Source organism: uncultured Virgibacillus sp., assembly GCF_947495635.1.
GTDB lineage: Bacteria > Bacillota > Bacilli > Bacillales > Amphibacillaceae > Virgibacillus > Virgibacillus salarius.
The window spans coordinates 13,813-30,503 of the sequence record NZ_CANMAB010000021.1 but is presented as its reverse complement, the minus strand read 5'-3'; the positions used below and the strand labels follow the sequence as shown (position 1 = coordinate 30,503).

Below are 16,691 nucleotides of genomic sequence, written 5' to 3'. Positions count from 1 at the left end.
TGTATTTTTGTTACCCTCCGCAAGAAGTCTACATATACATACGAAAACTTCTTAAACAAAGGTAATGTTAGGTAGCACACTTATGTTTCACCAGTTTAAAACAAATGCTAGTAGGTCAAATTAGGAGTACAGAAAAACACAAGTGGTTTTGGGTTGGAACGAGGAGAGTGAAATAATTTGAACGGGAAACAGACAAGAAAATTTCGATTTTGGATAGGTTTTGTGCTCCTTATTATTGTGTTTGCATTTCCTTTTTTTGCCCCGATTCAGAAGTATTTATCGATCCCTAGCGAGATTATCACGCTAAATAATAATGCTCCAATTACGTTGCCGACGCTAGGAGAAAATGTCGACCTAAAAGGCTCAACAAAAACAATACAAACTACAAATTCAAATAAAGTTTATGCCAATGATTACGAGAAAAGTCAAGCATTTTATGAATTTGCAGGTTTACCAATAAAGAATGTTGATGTAAATGTTTTAGACGATTTAAAGGTTATTCCTGGTGGACAATCCATAGGTGTACAGCTACACACAAAGGGTGTTTTAGTTGTTGGACACCATTTAGTTAATGGTAAGCAAGGAGAAACTTCCCCAGGAGAAAATGCAAATATAAAAGTAGGGGACGTTATCTTAGAGATAAATGGAAATGAGATAAAAAAGATGAAGGATGTTAAACCATATGTAGAAAAAGCAGGTGAAGAAAGCAATTCACTTGATATCAAGTTAAAAAGAGGAAAAGAAACGATAACAACAAAGCTAAAGCCTACGCTAGATAGTATGGAAAACGACTATAAAATCGGGCTCTATATTCGAGATTCGGCAGCAGGTATTGGAACAATGACGTTTTATGAACCTAAATCAAAAAAATACGGTGCATTAGGACATGTGATTTCAGATATGGATACAAAAAAACCGATTGAGATCTATAATGGTTCTATCGTTCGTTCATCAGTAACGTCGATTGAAAAAGGAAATAACGGAATTCCGGGAGAAAAACAAGCAAAATTTTCTGCGGAAGATCATAAAATCGGGTCGATTACAAAGAATAGCCCTTTTGGAATATTTGGCAAATTAAACGATGAAATGTCTAATGGAAAGTGGGATGAGCCTATGCCTGTTGCTTTATCTCATGAAGTAAAAGAAGGCCCTGCAAAAATCTTGACTGTTGTTGAGGGTGAACAGGTCCAAGAGTATGACATTGAAATTGTAAGTAGCGTGCCGCAAAAATTTCCTGCAACCAAAGGAATGGTTATACAAATTACAGATGAAGAATTGCTTAATGAAACTGGGGGAATAGTACAAGGGATGAGCGGAAGTCCAATCATTCAAAACGGAAAAATTATCGGTGCTGTTACCCATGTTTTCGTAAATGACCCTACATCTGGTTATGGTGTTCATCTTGAGTGGATGTTACAAGATGCGGGTATTGATATTTATAAAAAAGAAAAACAAACAAATAAAGCTAGTTAAAGGCTTGACTTGTATGGAGTATTCCATTACAAGTCTTTTTCTTTTTTGTCTTAACATATAGCAATATTATTTCTAATAATCCGAAAACTTTTGTCCAATCTTTATTAAATGTGGTATAATTAGGTAAATATTTTTCGACATGAGTGTCTATAAATATCGAATCATATCGTAAAAAGGAGAAAACATGAGTAAATTAAAGAAAATATTAAAAAAACCAAAGTTTTTTAAATAAAAAAAGGATATTTAGCAATTGTGTAGAATATGTAAAATAGTGAAAAGTTTTGTACTACATAAAAGGAGGAGCTTTTGTGGAAAAAATTTCAGTATGTTTGGTCGACGACAATCGGGAATTAATTCAATTAATGGAGGATTATTTCGAAGAACAGGGAGATATTGAGGTGATCGGAACGGCATATAATGGGAGAGACTGTCTAACAATGCTAGAGGAATTAGAACCGGATGTATTAGTGTTAGATATTATTATGCCACATGTAGATGGTCTTGCTGTATTAAATACGATACGTTCTTCATCTGGAAAAGTACCTCATGTTATTATGCTTACAGCGTTTGGACAGGAAGAGGTAATGAAGAAAGCCGTAGACTTAGGAGCATCTTATTTCATTTTAAAGCCATTTGATCTAGATAATTTATCAGAGCAAATCAGGCAAGTACAAGGTCATAATGCAATATCTACTGGTGTGTCAAAAGTGAATCGTAAAGAGAAGAAAAAACAGGATTTAGAAGCAAGTATTACCAATATTATTCATGAAATTGGTGTCCCTGCTCACATAAAAGGCTACATGTATTTACGAGAAGCGATAACGATGGTGTATAATGATATTGAATTATTAGGTTCAATTACCAAGGTACTATACCCTGATATTGCAAAAAAATATAATACAACAGCATCCCGAGTAGAACGAGCTATTCGCCATGCTATCGAAGTGGCTTGGAGTCGTGGGAATATTGATTCCATTTCCGCTCTATTTGGTTATACCATAAGTATTACAAAGGCAAAACCTACCAATTCTGAGTTTATTGCGATGGTTGCCGATCACTTACGACTTGAGCATAAAGCCAGTTGAACGATTTATTATAATAAATTGTAAGCATACTTTAGGGTAGTCCAAAATAACCGTAGACTCCTTTAGGCAGAAGAGTGTTTTTTACGTGCGAAGTATTGTTGCTGAAGGCTTTCCTATCCAGAGAGACAGTACGAGTCCGAAAGAAATTGCTAACTGAGGAGGCTATGGGTCATTCTCGCGGAAAGCGAAGCATGTTGACGAGGGATGAATGAACTATCTGTCACCACAAAATCCACAAACCAAAAACCCGAACTTTATCTATAAAGTTCGGGTTTTATATCGCTAAAAATGCTTTCGACCCATTCTTTTGTTAGTGTTTTTATTCAAAAAAGACATGGTACAGTGACTTTACAGCTTTATCTAAGTCTTCAGCTTTGATACCGAACATCATCGATACCTCAGATGAACCCTGGTTAATCATTTCGATATTTACATTAGCACTTGCAATAGCTGTTGTTGCTTTTTGTGCAAGGCCAATGGTTCTAACAAGACCCTCTCCAACAATCATAATCATAGCTAAGTTTCGATGAATGGAAATTAAATCTGGATGTAAGTCTGCTTGAATTCTTTGTAATATTTTTTTTTCTTTTGCAATTGGCAGCCCACTTTCACGAAGAATGATAGACATATCATCAATACCTGAAGGTGCATGTTCAAAAGAGATACCCTCATCCTCAAGAATATGAAAAAGCTTTCTACCAAAGCCAATTTCTCTGTTCATCAAATACTTGCTAATATAAATACTACAGAAGCCTGTATCACTAGCAATTCCAACAACACACTTCTCGCTTGGTTTCTTTTCAGAAACAATATATGTACCAGGTGCTTCTGGGTTATTCGTATTTTTTATACATACAGGTATTTCATCTTTGTATGCAGGAATTAATGCTTCATCATGGAAAACAGAAAAGCCAGCATAGCTTAACTCACGCATTTCTTTATAAGTTAATGTAGTGATCTTTTGAGGATCTTTCACGAACGCCGGATTGACGGAAAATACAGAATCAACATCAGTAAAATTTTCATAAAGACCCGCTTTGACTCCTGCAGCTACAATGGATCCAGTTATATCTGAACCTCCACGAGAGAAGGTTATTAATTTTCCATTTTTCGTATACCCGAAGAAACCTGGTATTACTAAAACTTCTTCGCTGTCTCTAAGATTGTAAATTTTTTCATAACTTTCAGGTAATATTTTTGCATTTCCTGGTTCATTACTTACTAAGATACCTGCATCTTGGGGGTTTACATATTTAGCTGAAATACCAATATGATTAAGGTAAGCACTTAAAATTTTTGCCGAACTATCTTCACCTATCGATTTCAATGCATCCATTTTTTCTGGGTCTGAATTTTTACTATGCAAAATAGATTGGATGGACTGAGAAATACTTTCAAGAATTTCTCCTGATATATTTAATTCCTCGACAATTTCATTGAAGCGTTGCATGATAGGGTAGACATATTCATCTGTTTGTCCATTATTACAATGCACTTCACCTAATTCAATCAGCATGTCAGTTATCTTCCTATCTGATTTGAATCTTTTTCCTGGAGCTGACACTACAATAAATCTTCTTTGAGGATCAGCTTTTATAATATTCCCTACTTTCCTTAATTGTTCTGCATTTGCTACAGAACTCCCCCCAAATTTTGCTACTTTCACGCTAATTCCTCCCGATGATATTTTTAATTAAAATCATAACATAAATTCAGTTTTTTTTGCACATTGCGAAAGGTGAAAGAATTTGTTTATTTAGGATGAAAAAATAAAAGATGGGAAAAATATCCCATCTCATGTTACTTATTCATCCTCTATTATTTTTTTCTGCTCTTGCTTTAAGCGTTGCCTTTTACGGTCTCGATGTATAATAAATCCGCCGATAAAGGCAATTCCAGCAAGAAATAAAATAAATCCAACAAAAAATTGCACACCTGTATAAATGAAAATCGGATAAAAGGAATCAAATAATGCATCTCGCATAAGCTTTATTCCGATTGCAGATATGACTCCAGGAATGAATAATGTGAGTGCGGCGATGATTCTAATCATTATATTTCCCCTTATGTATGCTCTTTCTTAAGTATAGCAGAAGATTATATAAAAAGGAATTAGTGGAGAGAATCGGTTTGCTAAATCGTGCAGACTGACGTATCATAGTACTATGCAAAAAAATGCAAGGTGGGATGAAATGAAGCGGGTACTAATTGTTGGTGCTGGTAAAGGTGGGAGTATCCTTCTAAATATCTTATATGCTACACAGACAATGAAAATAGTAGCAGTAATTGATACAAACAAAGATGCGCCTGGCTTAAAGTTAGCTAGAAAATATAACATCCCAGTAGGCGTGGAGTGGACAAGTTGGATTCATCAGGATATTGATATAATAATTGAAGCAACTGGTGACGATCAGGTATTAGACAAATTAATTGAGCTACGAAATCGAAAAACGGTAGTTATTCCTGGAAGTGTCGCATATATTATTTCCGAATTATTTGATGAGAAGGAAACATTGTTGGAGAAAGTGAAGCTTCAGATGCGTAATCAAGCACTCATTTTAAATAATATAAGAGACGGCATGATTGTTATTAATAATGAAGGAATCGTTACGTTTGTCAACAAAGGCGCTGAAAAAATTGTAGGGAAAGAGAAACGAGAATTTGAAGGTAAGTCGATCGAGAGTGTAATTGCAAATACAAGGTTGCCGAAGGTATTACGTAATCGACGTAGAGAGGTTAATCAAAAATTAACGCTGGAAAATAAAAAACAAGTTATTACAACGCGAATACCGATTATTAATGCAGATGACTTATTAGTTGGTGCTTTTGCAGTATTTAAAGATATTACGGAAGTCATGAATTTGGCTGAAGAAAACACAGACCTAAAAGAAATTAAAACGATGTTGGAGGCGATTATTCATTCTTCTGATGAGGCAATTAGTGTAGTAGATGAAAATGGCTTTGGGATTATGATCAATCCAGCATATACAAGAATCACTGGATTAGAAGAATCAGATGTTATAGGCAAACCAGCTACTACAGATATTTCTGAGGGAGAAAGCATGCATATGAGAGTACTTCAGACTCGAAGAGCTGTCCGAGGTGCTACGATGAAAGTTGGCCCTAAAAAGAAAGAGGTATATGTGAATGTAGCTCCAATTATTGTGGATGGAAAAATGAAAGGTAGCGTTGGTGTACTTCATGATGTTTCCGAAATACACGCACTGACAACTGAGTTAAAGCGAGCAAGACAAATTATTCGGAATTTGGAAGCGAAATATACCTTTGATGATATTATCGGAACCTCTTCTGAAATGAAGTTAGCCCTAGAGCAAGCTAAAGTAGGGGCAAAAACACCAGCAACTGTTTTACTTCGTGGTGAATCAGGAACAGGTAAAGAGTTATTTGCCCATGCTATACATAATGAGAGTGACCGCAAGCACCATAAATTTATAAGAGTCAATTGTGCCGCCATTGCAGAATCCATTTTAGAAAGTGAATTATTTGGATATGAAGAAGGGGCTTTTTCAGGAGCTAAGCATGGTGGCAAAAAAGGCTTATTTGAGGAAGCGAATTATGGAAGTATATTCCTAGATGAGATTGGCGAACTTTCTTTAAATATGCAAGCAAAATTATTACGAGTACTTCAAGAAAATGAAATTGTAAGAGTAGGTGGCACACAACCAATATCAATTAACGTTAGAATAATTACCGCCACAAATGTAAATTTAGAGAAAGCGATCATGGCGAAAACATTTCGTGAGGATCTTTATTATCGCTTAAATCGATTACCCATTTTCATTCCCTCCTTAGAGGAAAGATTGTCTGATTTACCGGTCTTAACGGAGCATATTATTTTGAAGATTAATCAAGATTATGGGAGAAATGTTCGGTTTGTCTCAGATGAAGTATTAGCTGAATTAAAGAGATACCATTGGCCAGGTAATATCCGAGAGCTCGAGAATGTGCTTGGACGAGCAATGATATACATGGATATGAATGAAGAAATCATTAAGCTAAAGCACCTTCCAGAATTAGCAACAAAGACGGAGAGTATTTCCCATCATAGCGAACAGCTTACGACTGATTTACCGTTACAAAAAGCTGTTGAACATTATGAAAAACAATATATACAACACGTTTTTGAAAAAAATCATTACAATAAAACGAAAACAGCAAAAGATCTCCATATTTCGATAAGAAATTTATACTATAAAATGGATAAGTATAAAATTGAAAGAAATAACCTGCAATAATTTGCATTGTTGCAATAATTTGCAAGGTGGTTGCACTACAAATTGAAGCGTTTTCATTGTTTGTAGGTTGGCACGGTTTTTGCTTAATTATATTTGGGGCAGAGATAGGAGGTATGTATGGAATCGTTAAACGAATTAAAAGCTAAAGTAAAAAAAGGAAGAAAGCGAACCGTATCGGTGGTAAATGCGGCTGATAAGGAAGTGCTTCTGGCAGTGAAAAAAGCACTCGAAGAAGATTTATGTACTTTCTTGCTATTTGGGGATGAATCGAAAATAACCGAATTAGCAACTGATATAGGTTTAATACCTAGTCAATGGAATAGCGACATGACTATTCGTCATGTAGAAAATAATCATGAGGCTGCTAAGCAAGCAGTTCTCTCTATAAATGATAAGGCATCAGATATCCTTATGAAGGGGAAAATAGCTACAAAAGATATCTTGAAAGCTGTATTAAATAAAGCATATGGCCTTCGTGCAGGAAAAGTATTATCTCATGTCGCGCTTTTTGAAATCCCTAATCAGCAAAAAGTAGTGTTTCTAACAGATGCAGCTATGAATATTGCGCCAGATTTACAACAAAAGGTTGAGATTATTCAAAACGCAGTTCAAGTTGCTAGCGCTGTTGGTATTAATGTCCCGAAAGTTGCTGCTATCACTCCTGTTGAGGTGGTAAACGAGGCTATGCAGTCGACGATGGATGCTGCTGTATTAACCCAAATGCAACAAAGAGGCCAAATAAAAGGATGTCTGATTGACGGTCCATTAGCTTTTGATAATGCAGTGTCGTATCAAGCAGCTCAGCAAAAAGGGATCAAATCAGAGGTAGCTGGTAATGCAGATATACTATTAGCACCATCTATAGAAGCGGGAAATGCACTATACAAGTCTTTTGTTTATTATGCTAATGCAAAAGTGGCAGCTATTATCAGTGGTGCAAAAGCACCGATTATACTTACATCACGAGCAGATTCAGCTGAAAGTAAAGTATATTCACTTTCTTTAGCTCTTGTATCAGCTCATACATTTTAGGAGGAATAAACATGGAACTATTTACTTATATGGAAAAATATGATTATGAACAATTAGTATTTTGTCAAGATAAAAATTCTGGTTTAAAGGCTATTATCGCTATTCATGATACAACTTTAGGGCCAGCTCTTGGTGGAACAAGAATGTGGACATATAAATCGGAAGAAGAAGCGATTGAAGATGCATTACGCTTAGCTAAAGGTATGACATATAAAAATGCTGCAGCTGGATTAAATTTGGGCGGTGGAAAAACAGTAATTATTGGTGATCCAAAAAAAGATAAGAATCCAGAAATGTTTCGGGCATTTGGAAGATATATTCAAGGATTAAATGGAAGATATATTACGGCGGAAGATGTAGGAACTACTGTTCATGACATGGATTTAATTCATATGGAAACAGATTTTGTAACAGGTATTTCTCCAGAATCAGGTTCATCTGGTAATCCATCTCCGGTAACAGCGTATGGTGTTTACAAAGGAATGAAAGCTGCTGCAAAAGAGGCATATGGTGATGATTCTTTAGAAGGTAAAACCATTGCAATCCAAGGAATTGGTAATGTAGCTTATGCACTTTGCGAATTTTTACATGAAGAAGGGGCTCAATTAATTGTTACAGATATAAATAAAGAAGCAATTAATCGAGCTGTTGAAGCTTTCGACGCAACAGCTGTTGATCCGGACGATATCTATGATGTTGACTGTGATATTTACGCTCCATGTGCATTAGGAGCTACAATTAATGATGATACAATCTCTAGATTAAAAGCGAAAGTCATTGCAGGCTCAGCCAATAACCAATTAAAGTCTTCAAAGCATGGAGATATTATTCATGAACAAGGAATCGTTTATGCTCCTGATTATGTCATTAATTCTGGTGGTGTAATAAATGTAGCGGATGAATTACATGGTTATAATCATGATCGCGCAATGAAAAAAGTGGAAACCATTTACGACAGTCTACAAAAAGTATTTGCTATTTCCAAAAGAGATAACATTCCAACCTATGTAGCGGCTGATCGGATGGCTGAGGAGAGAATTGAGTCTGAACGTAATTCTAGAAGTCAATTCTTGCTGAATGGACATCATATTCTTAGTAGAAGATAAGGTACAACTTAGACAACGGAGGTAAAATGTATTGCTAGCTAAGTTTAGAAATCTTGTGATAAACCCTGGCTCTACTTCTACAAAGATAGGGGTTTTTGATAATGAAACATGTATTTTTGAAAAAACAATTCGTCATCAATCCGATGAATTAAACCAATTTCCATCCATTATCGAACAGCATATGTATCGAAAACATATCATTCTTAATCAGCTTGATTATGAAGGGATAAATATATCTAAATTAAGTGCTGTCTGTGCTCGCGGCGGATTACTTCAGCCGATCGAGGGTGGAACATATGAAGTGAACGAGCAAATGCTAACTGATTTGCGAATTGGCTATAATGGTGAACATGCCTCCAATTTAGGGGGCATCATAGCAAATGAAATTGCTCTAAACCTTAATATTCCTGCATATATTGTTGATCCAGTCGTAGTCGATGAACTTGCGGAAATTGCTAGGTATTCTGGTTTTTCTGAAATACCAAGAAAGAGTATTTTCCATGCTTTAAATCAGAAGGCAGTTGCTAGAAAAGTCGCAAATGATATGAATAAACAATATGAGGATTTGAATTTCATAGTAACGCATATGGGTGGTGGCATAACTGTCGGAGCACATCAACGTGGGAAAGTAGTTGATGTAAATAATGGGTTACACGGAGAGGGACCATTTTCACCGGAACGCGCAGGTACTGTACCAGCAGGGGATTTAATTGCACTTTGTTTTTCAGGGCAATATTATAGAGAAGAAGTAATGAAAAAGATTGTAGGGCAAGGTGGAATGATGGGTTATCTTCATACAAGTGATGCCATCGAGGTAGAACGACGGATTGCTTCAGGCGATGAAAAGGCAAAGGAAATATATGAAGCAATGGCTTATCAGGTAGCTAAGGAAATAGGTTCCATGAGTGCAGTGTTATCAGGGGACGTTGATCGAATTGTTTTAACTGGAGGCCTTGCACATGGAAAATCGTTTACTGAGTCGATTATTCGACGGATCAATTGGATAGCTGATACGGTTGTCTACCCAGGCGAAGATGAGCTACAAGCTTTAAATGCTGGTGTTCTTCGGATACTCAGAGGGGAAGAAATAGCAAAAACGTACCCTAATTAGAATTTGATAGAGGAGTGTTGAAAAATGGCTAAGGATTACGATTTGGTAATACTTGGAGGTGGTACTGGCGGCTATGTAGCAGCCATAAGAGCCTCTCAGCTAGGGATGCAAGTAGCAGTTGTTGAAAAGGGAGAATTGGGTGGTACATGTCTCCATCGTGGTTGTATTCCGTCAAAATCATTATTGCGAAGTGCTGAAGTCTATAAACAAACTAAAAACGCTTATGAATTCGGTGTGGAAACGAAGGACACAAAGCTTGATTTCACGAGAGTTCAAAAAAGAAAAGGAGCTATTGTCGATCAGCTTCATCAGGGTGTCCAAGGGTTAATGAAGAAGGGGAAGATTGATGTTTATAATGGATACGGAAGAATACTAGGACCAAGTATATTTTCTCCGATGCCCGGAACGATTTCTATTGAATATGCGAATGGTGATGAGAACACCATGCTAGTTCCAAAAAATGTTTTGATTGCAACTGGATCTACTCCAAAAACGTTGCCTGGTTTAGATATTGATCATAAAACGGTATTAAACTCTGATGACGCATTACAGTTAGAAGAGCTACCAAAATCAATTATTATTGTTGGTGGAGGCGTTATTGGCATAGAATGGGCGTCGATGCTGGCGGATTTTGATGTGGAAGTAACTGTCATTGAATACTTAGAAGATATTCTACCTTCTGAGGACACTGCTGTTGCCAAAGAAGTAGAAAGATTATTGAAGAAAAAAGGAATTAATTTTGTCAAAGGTGCAAAAGTACTAGCTGATACACTTTTAAAAGAAGATGGAGTTCAAATTGAAGCAGAAATCAATGAAAAACATCAACGCTTTCATGCAGAGAAAATGCTTGTTTCTGTAGGTAGGAAAGCAAATACAAATAACATTGGCTTGGAAAATACAGATATTATTGTAGAGAACGGATTTGTCCAAACGAATTCATTCTATCAAACAAAGGAAGCACATATTTACGCAATTGGTGATGTGATTGGTGGTATGCAGCTAGCGCATGTTGCTTCCCATGAGGGAATTGTCGCTGTGGAGCATATGGCTGATCAGAACCCAATGCCAATTGATTATTCACAGGTAGCGTCATGTATCTATTCTAGTCCAGAAGCAGCAAGTGTAGGTTTAACTGAGAAACAAGCAAAAGAAAATGGATATGAAGTTAAAATAGGCAAATTTCCTTTCCAGGCAGTTGGTAAAGCACTGGTTTATGGTGAAGCTGATGGCTTTGTAAAGATAATTGCAGATAAGCAAACGGATGATATTTTAGGTGTACATATGGTAGGTCCTCATGTGACTGATATGATTTCAGAAGCTGGCCTTGCTAAAGTGCTGGACGCTACACCTTGGGAAGTGGGACACACCATCCATCCACATCCAACTTTAGCAGAAGTGATTGGTGAAGCTGCACTTGCAGTAGATGGTAAACAAATACATGGTTAATTTATAAAAGGAGGGACTAAGTGATGGCACAAAATCGCCACAAAGCTTTAGGGCTTACAGATGAAATGGTATTAGAAATGTATAAAACAATGCTCTTAGCAAGGAAAATTGATGAAAGAATGTGGTTGTTAAATCGAGCCGGTAAAATCCCATTTGTTATATCATGTCAGGGACAAGAGGCAGCACAAGTAGGGGCTTCTTTTGCATTAGATCGGAAAAGTGATTATGTTGCACCTTATTATCGTGATATGGGCGTTGTATTGGCCTTTGGGATGACAACGAAGGAATTGATGCTATCTGGGTTTGCCAAGGCTGAAGATCCCAATTCTGGTGGTCGTCAAATGCCAGGTCATTTTGGGCAGAAGAAAAATCGAATTCTGACAGGCTCGTCTCCTGTTACGACTCAACTTCCCCATGCAGTTGGCGTAGCCCTTGCTGCTAAAATGAAAAAAGAACCGATTGTTTCATTTGTTACACTAGGAGAAGGCTCATCTAACCAGGGGGATTTCCATGAAGGTTTAAATTTCGCAGGAGTTCACGACTTACCTGTTATTACAATGGTAGAAAATAATAAATATGCTATTTCGGTTCCGATTGAAAAACAAATCGCAAGTAAAAATGTAGCTGACCGGGCACAAGGCTATGGAATGCCTGGATATACTGTAGATGGTAATGATCCACTTGCTGTTTATGAGGCTGTGAAAGCTGCACGGGACAGGGCTTTAGCTGGAGAAGGTCCAACGTTAATTGAAGCGGTGTCCTATCGGTTAACTGCACATTCAAGTGATGATGATGATAGATTATATCGTGAAAGTGAAGAAGTAGATGAAGCAAGAAAGAAAGATTCTGTTATTACCTTTGCTAAGTATTTGAAAGATGAGGGCATATTAACAGAGGAAGTAGAAAAACAAATAAATGATGCAATTAATGCGGAGGTTAATGAGGCTACAGATTATGCTGAGAATGCGGACTATGCGCCTGCCGAAGATGCTTTAAAATACGTGTACGAAGAGTAGAAAGGGGGAAATTGTCATGCCAGTAATGTCATATATCCAGGCAGTAACAACTGCTTTGAAAGAAGAAATGAAACGAGATGAAAATGTATTTGTTTTAGGTGAAGATGTAGGTAAAAAAGGTGGCGTATTTCGTGCTACTGATGGACTATTTGAAGAATTTGGAGAGGAACGTGTTTTAGATACACCATTAGCGGAATCTGCTATTGCAGGTGTTGGAATTGGTGCTGCAATGTACGGGATGAGGCCTGTAGCTGAAATGCAATTTGCTGATTTTATCATGCCAGCTGTAAACCAAATAATATCAGAGGCAGCTAAAATTCGCTATCGCTCAAATAATGATTGGAATGTACCAATGACGATTCGTGCTCCCTATGGAGGCGGCGTGCATGGAGCATTATACCATTCCCAATCAGTTGAATCGGTATTTGCCAATCAGCCTGGGCTAAAAATAGTGATGCCATCAACACCATATGATGCTAAAGGATTATTAAAGGCTTCTATTCGTGATAACGATCCAGTATTGTTCTTTGAACACAAACGTGCATATCGTTTATTAAAAGGAGAAGTACCCGAGGATGACTATGTATTACCGATTGGTAAAGCTGATGTGAAACGTGAAGGCTCAGATATTACCATTATTACGTATGGGTTATGTGTTCATTTTGCGCTTCAAGCGGCTGAAAAGCTAGCGGAAGAGGGTATTGATGCTCATATTCTAGATTTAAGGACAGTATACCCACTGGATAAAGAAGCCATTATTGAAGCTGCTAAAAAGACAGGCAAGGTTTTACTTATAACCGAGGATAATAAAGAAGGTAGTATTATCGGTGAGGTAGCAGCAATTATAGCAGAAAATTGCCTGTTTGATTTGGATGCGCCAGTTCAACGACTTGCTGGACCGGACGTACCAGCAATGCCATATGCGCCAACAATGGAAAAATATTTTATGATTAATCCAGACAAAGTGGAAAAAGCAATGCGGGAACTTGCAGAATTTTAATTAAAGGAGGTAGACCACAAATGGCGAAAGAAAAAATTAATATGCCACAATTGGGTGAGAGTGTTACAGAGGGGACGATTAGTTCTTGGCTCGTTAATGTTGGAGATAAAGTGAATAAGTATGATCCTATTGCTGAAGTAATGACAGATAAAGTAAATGCAGAAGTGCCATCCTCCTTTACTGGAACAATTAAGGAATTAGTTGCTCAAGAAGGGGACACCATTGCAGTTGGAGATTTAATGTGTTATATCGATACGGAAGCAAGTAGTGCTGGTGCCGCAAAAGGTTCAGAACCGAGCAAGGAGAATAAGCAGCAAACCGATATGGACAGCTCTAATGATGCAAAAGATCAGTCTATGAAAAAACGTTATTCTCCAGCTGTATTACGAATGGCGCAAGAAAATAATATAGATCTTGAACAGGTAGAAGGCACAGGTAAAGCAGGTAGAATTACTAGAAAGGATATCGAAAAGCTAATTTCTTCTGGTAAGATACCAGCTCCTACAGAACATGACAATAAAGCTGTAACACCAACTGTTGAAAATAAACAAGCAAAAGAATCTCCGTCGAAACCACAGCCGACTATGCAAACAGGTGATATCGAAATCCCAGTTACAGGAGTGCGTAAAGCGATCGCCCAAAATATGGTTCGATCTAAACAAGAAATTCCTCATGCTTGGATGACTGTTGAAGTAGATGTAACAGATCTTGTTACATACAGAAATAAAATAAAGGATTCGTTCAAGCAAAAAGAAGGCTACGGATTAACATTTTTTGCATTTTTTGTGAAAGCTGTAGCTCAAAGCTTAAAAGAATTCCCACAACTAAATAGTACATGGGCAGAAGATAAGATTATTCAGCGTAAGGATATTAATTTATCGATCGCGGTAGCGAAAGACGAAGAATTATTCGTGCCTGTGATTCATCATGCAGACGATAAAAGTATAAAAGGAATTGCTAAGCAAATTCATGAACTAGCAATAAAGGCAAGAACTAACAAATTAACTGGCGATGATATGAAGGGCGGTACATTTACCGTTAATAATACTGGTTCCTTTGGTTCTATCCACTCCATGGGCGTTATCAATCATCCACAGGCAGCAATTTTGCAGGTTGAATCTATTGTGAAGCGACCAATGATCGTTAATGATATGTTTGCAGCTCGTGACATGGTTAATTTATCCTTATCTTTAGATCATCGTATATTGGATGGTCTTGTTTGCGGCAACTTCCTCGCACGTGTGAAAGAAATTTTAGAGAATATGAATGAAAATACAATTAATGTGTATTAGAACAATATAATTCCTTGTTCGGAGAACGTATTTAATTGAAATATCAAACTGATGCTGGTATCCTATCTATAGTATAAAAGTTACTTCAAGTGAGGGGTTTGATTTTTAATGGATTTTAACATATTTATGAATGATGTTGTAGATGCTGCGCGTAAGGATATTAGAGAGGCTGGTTATCAAGAACTAACAACACCTGAAGAAGTGGATCAAGCACTTACTAAAGAGGGTACAACGTTAGTAATGGTTAATTCAGTATGTGGATGTGCTGGTGGAATCGCAAGACCAGCTGCTGCTAATTCCATACATTATGATAAACGCCCAGATCAATTAGTGACAGTATTTGCTGGCCAAGATAAAGAAGCAACAGAAAAAGCAAGACAATATTTTGAAGGTTATCCACCTTCTTCACCTTCATTTGCCTTTTTGAAAGATGGTAAAATAGTAACCATGTTAGAACGACATGATATTGAAGGACATAGTGCTATGGATGTCATAAGTAAGCTTCAAACGATATTTGATAAGCATTGTGAAGAAGTCTAAAAATTGTTTGATTAGATATGAAATGAGGGCTGTCTCTATGTTATCGTAGGTCAGCCTTTTTTTCCGGTAACCTGAGTGGAACGGTAAAGGAGAATGGAACGTGAAGATAGGCTATCGAACTATTAAAACAGCTATAGGAACACCTATTGCTATTTGGATAGCTCAATTATTAGGAGTAACAAATTTTGTATCAGCTGGTATTCTTACCATTTTATGTATCCAACCATCACGAAAACAATCTTTTTTAAGTGCATGGAATCGCTTTTTAGCATGTATTATTGCATCTATTCTGTCCATTCTATTTTTTCATTATATAGGCTATCATCCAGCAGTGGTTGGCTTATTACTAGCAATCTTTATCCCAATAACGGTGTATTTAAATATTACACAGGGTATTGCAACAAGCTCAGTTATTATTTTAAATTTATACGGTGCACATTATTTAGATTATGATTTCTTAGTTGATCAATTTCTATTAATAATCATTGGTATTGGAACTGGATTATTACTAAACTTATATATGCCAAGCCTAGATAAAAAGTTAAAAGAAAAGCAACGAGAATTGGAAGAAAATTTTCAGTCCGTGCTATATGAAATCGCATTATATGTACGCAATAGGAATATTGTATGGGATGGAAATGAAATAACAAGAATTGAACAGCTACTGGTCGAAGCAGCGGACTTAGTAGAGCGTGATAAAGAAAATCATATATTACGCAATAAGCACCCATATCGTGATTATTTTCGTATGCGATCAAGACAATTTGAATTATTACAGCGAATGCTTCCACTTGTAACTAAATTGCCCAAAAAAGACTCGATAACGGAAAAAATTGCCTCCTTCTTTGAAGGGCTATCGAAAGCTGTACATCCTGGGAATACAGCAATTATCTACCTAGAGGAATTAGAGCAATTGCGAAAGGATTTCGATAGAGAGGACCTTCCATGTTCGAGAGAAGAATTTGAAACGAGAGCAAACCTTTTTCGATTATTACATGATATTGAAGACTATCTATTATTGAAAAAAAGGTTTAAAGAAAGTGATGTTAGACCTAAGAGAAGAACAAGCAAAGAAGCATAAAGACTGGACCCATGTGTGGTACAGTCTTTTTTAATAGTCTAGGAAAACCGTGTAGATAAATATGAGCGCGTTGAGCCGCGACTAGCTCCAGCGCCCAGAATCTAGCCGACTTCACGAATCGTCCTAATCTAAGTCATCAGCGGTTCGCAAAATCACCGTGATTCCTTTAACTCCGCTGACTCGCTCCAGTCGCTACGTTTCTATTCGGGCGCTTGCGCTTTTGTTCATTTTATGACGTAATTCGTTATGGACA

At 36.9% G+C, this 16,691-nt stretch carries 14 protein-coding genes; 12 read left to right on the top strand and 2 right to left on the bottom strand.

The features are described from left to right. Positions 1–177 precede the first annotated feature (177 nt). Together spoIVB and spo0A are read left to right on the top strand one after the other, a co-directional pair. Positions 178–1,473, top strand: coding sequence for a SpoIVB peptidase (gene spoIVB / locus Q1A47_RS06915; RefSeq protein ID WP_051388309.1), 1,296 nt, complete (start codon positions 178–180; stop codon positions 1,471–1,473). Positions 1,474–1,781: 308 nt separating this feature from the next. After that, positions 1,782–2,558, top strand: a complete 777-nt coding sequence (gene spo0A, locus Q1A47_RS06910; RefSeq protein WP_026681103.1) for a sporulation transcription factor Spo0A — start codon at positions 1,782–1,784, stop codon at positions 2,556–2,558. A 319-nt stretch (positions 2,559–2,877) separates the two neighbouring features. On the opposite strand, the gene Q1A47_RS06905 is transcribed toward spo0A, so the two are convergent. Both Q1A47_RS06905 and Q1A47_RS06900 read right to left on the bottom strand, forming a co-directional pair. Then, the gene (locus tag Q1A47_RS06905) at positions 2,878–4,224 is read right to left on the bottom strand and encodes an aspartate kinase (protein ID WP_026681102.1); all 1,347 of its coding nucleotides are present in this window, start codon (positions 4,222–4,224) and stop codon (positions 2,878–2,880) included. Positions 4,225–4,362: 138 nt separating this feature from the next. Continuing rightward, positions 4,363–4,611 carry a DUF2627 domain-containing protein gene (locus Q1A47_RS06900; protein WP_026681101.1) on the bottom strand — a complete coding sequence of 83 codons (249 nt, stop codon included), beginning with the start codon at positions 4,609–4,611 and terminating at the stop codon, positions 4,363–4,365. A 139-nt stretch (positions 4,612–4,750) separates the two neighbouring features. On the opposite strand from Q1A47_RS06900, the gene Q1A47_RS06895 reads away from it, so the two are divergent. From Q1A47_RS06895 to Q1A47_RS06850, 10 genes are all read left to right on the top strand, one after another. After that, the gene (locus tag Q1A47_RS06895) at positions 4,751–6,814 is read left to right on the top strand and encodes a sigma-54-dependent Fis family transcriptional regulator (RefSeq protein ID WP_026681100.1); all 2,064 of its coding nucleotides are present in this window, start codon (positions 4,751–4,753) and stop codon (positions 6,812–6,814) included. Positions 6,815–6,931: 117 nt separating this feature from the next. Then, positions 6,932–7,846: a phosphate butyryltransferase gene (yqiS, locus tag Q1A47_RS06890; RefSeq protein WP_026681099.1), complete on the top strand. Its 915-nt coding sequence runs from the start codon at positions 6,932–6,934 to the stop codon at positions 7,844–7,846. Between the two features lie 11 nt (positions 7,847–7,857). Then, positions 7,858–8,952, top strand: coding sequence for a branched-chain amino acid dehydrogenase (bcd, locus tag Q1A47_RS06885; RefSeq protein ID WP_026681098.1), 1,095 nt, complete (start codon positions 7,858–7,860; stop codon positions 8,950–8,952). A gap of 31 nt (positions 8,953–8,983) precedes the next feature. Beyond that, a complete protein-coding gene (gene buk, locus Q1A47_RS06880) occupies positions 8,984–10,063 on the top strand; it encodes a butyrate kinase (RefSeq protein WP_026681097.1) in 1,080 nt (359 codons plus the stop codon). 24 nt (positions 10,064–10,087) lie between these two features. After that, positions 10,088–11,509 carry a dihydrolipoyl dehydrogenase gene (lpdA, locus tag Q1A47_RS06875; protein ID WP_026681096.1) on the top strand — a complete coding sequence of 474 codons (1,422 nt, stop codon included), beginning with the start codon at positions 10,088–10,090 and terminating at the stop codon, positions 11,507–11,509. Between the two features lie 23 nt (positions 11,510–11,532). Then, positions 11,533–12,525 (top strand): thiamine pyrophosphate-dependent dehydrogenase E1 component subunit alpha, encoded by a 993-nt coding sequence (locus Q1A47_RS06870; protein ID WP_026681095.1) that lies wholly within the window; start codon positions 11,533–11,535, stop codon positions 12,523–12,525. 16 nt (positions 12,526–12,541) lie between these two features. Next, positions 12,542–13,525 (top strand): alpha-ketoacid dehydrogenase subunit beta, encoded by a 984-nt coding sequence (locus tag Q1A47_RS06865; RefSeq protein ID WP_026681094.1) that lies wholly within the window; start codon positions 12,542–12,544, stop codon positions 13,523–13,525. A gap of 20 nt (positions 13,526–13,545) precedes the next feature. Next, a complete protein-coding gene (locus Q1A47_RS06860) occupies positions 13,546–14,817 on the top strand; it encodes a dihydrolipoamide acetyltransferase family protein (RefSeq protein ID WP_026681093.1) in 1,272 nt (423 codons plus the stop codon). Positions 14,818–14,925: 108 nt separating this feature from the next. Continuing rightward, on the top strand, positions 14,926–15,357 hold the full coding sequence (locus Q1A47_RS06855) for a BrxA/BrxB family bacilliredoxin (RefSeq protein WP_026681092.1): 432 nt from the start codon (positions 14,926–14,928) through the stop codon (positions 15,355–15,357). A 100-nt stretch (positions 15,358–15,457) separates the two neighbouring features. Next, a complete protein-coding gene (locus tag Q1A47_RS06850) occupies positions 15,458–16,438 on the top strand; it encodes an aromatic acid exporter family protein (protein WP_026681091.1) in 981 nt (326 codons plus the stop codon). Positions 16,439–16,691 lie beyond the last annotated feature (253 nt).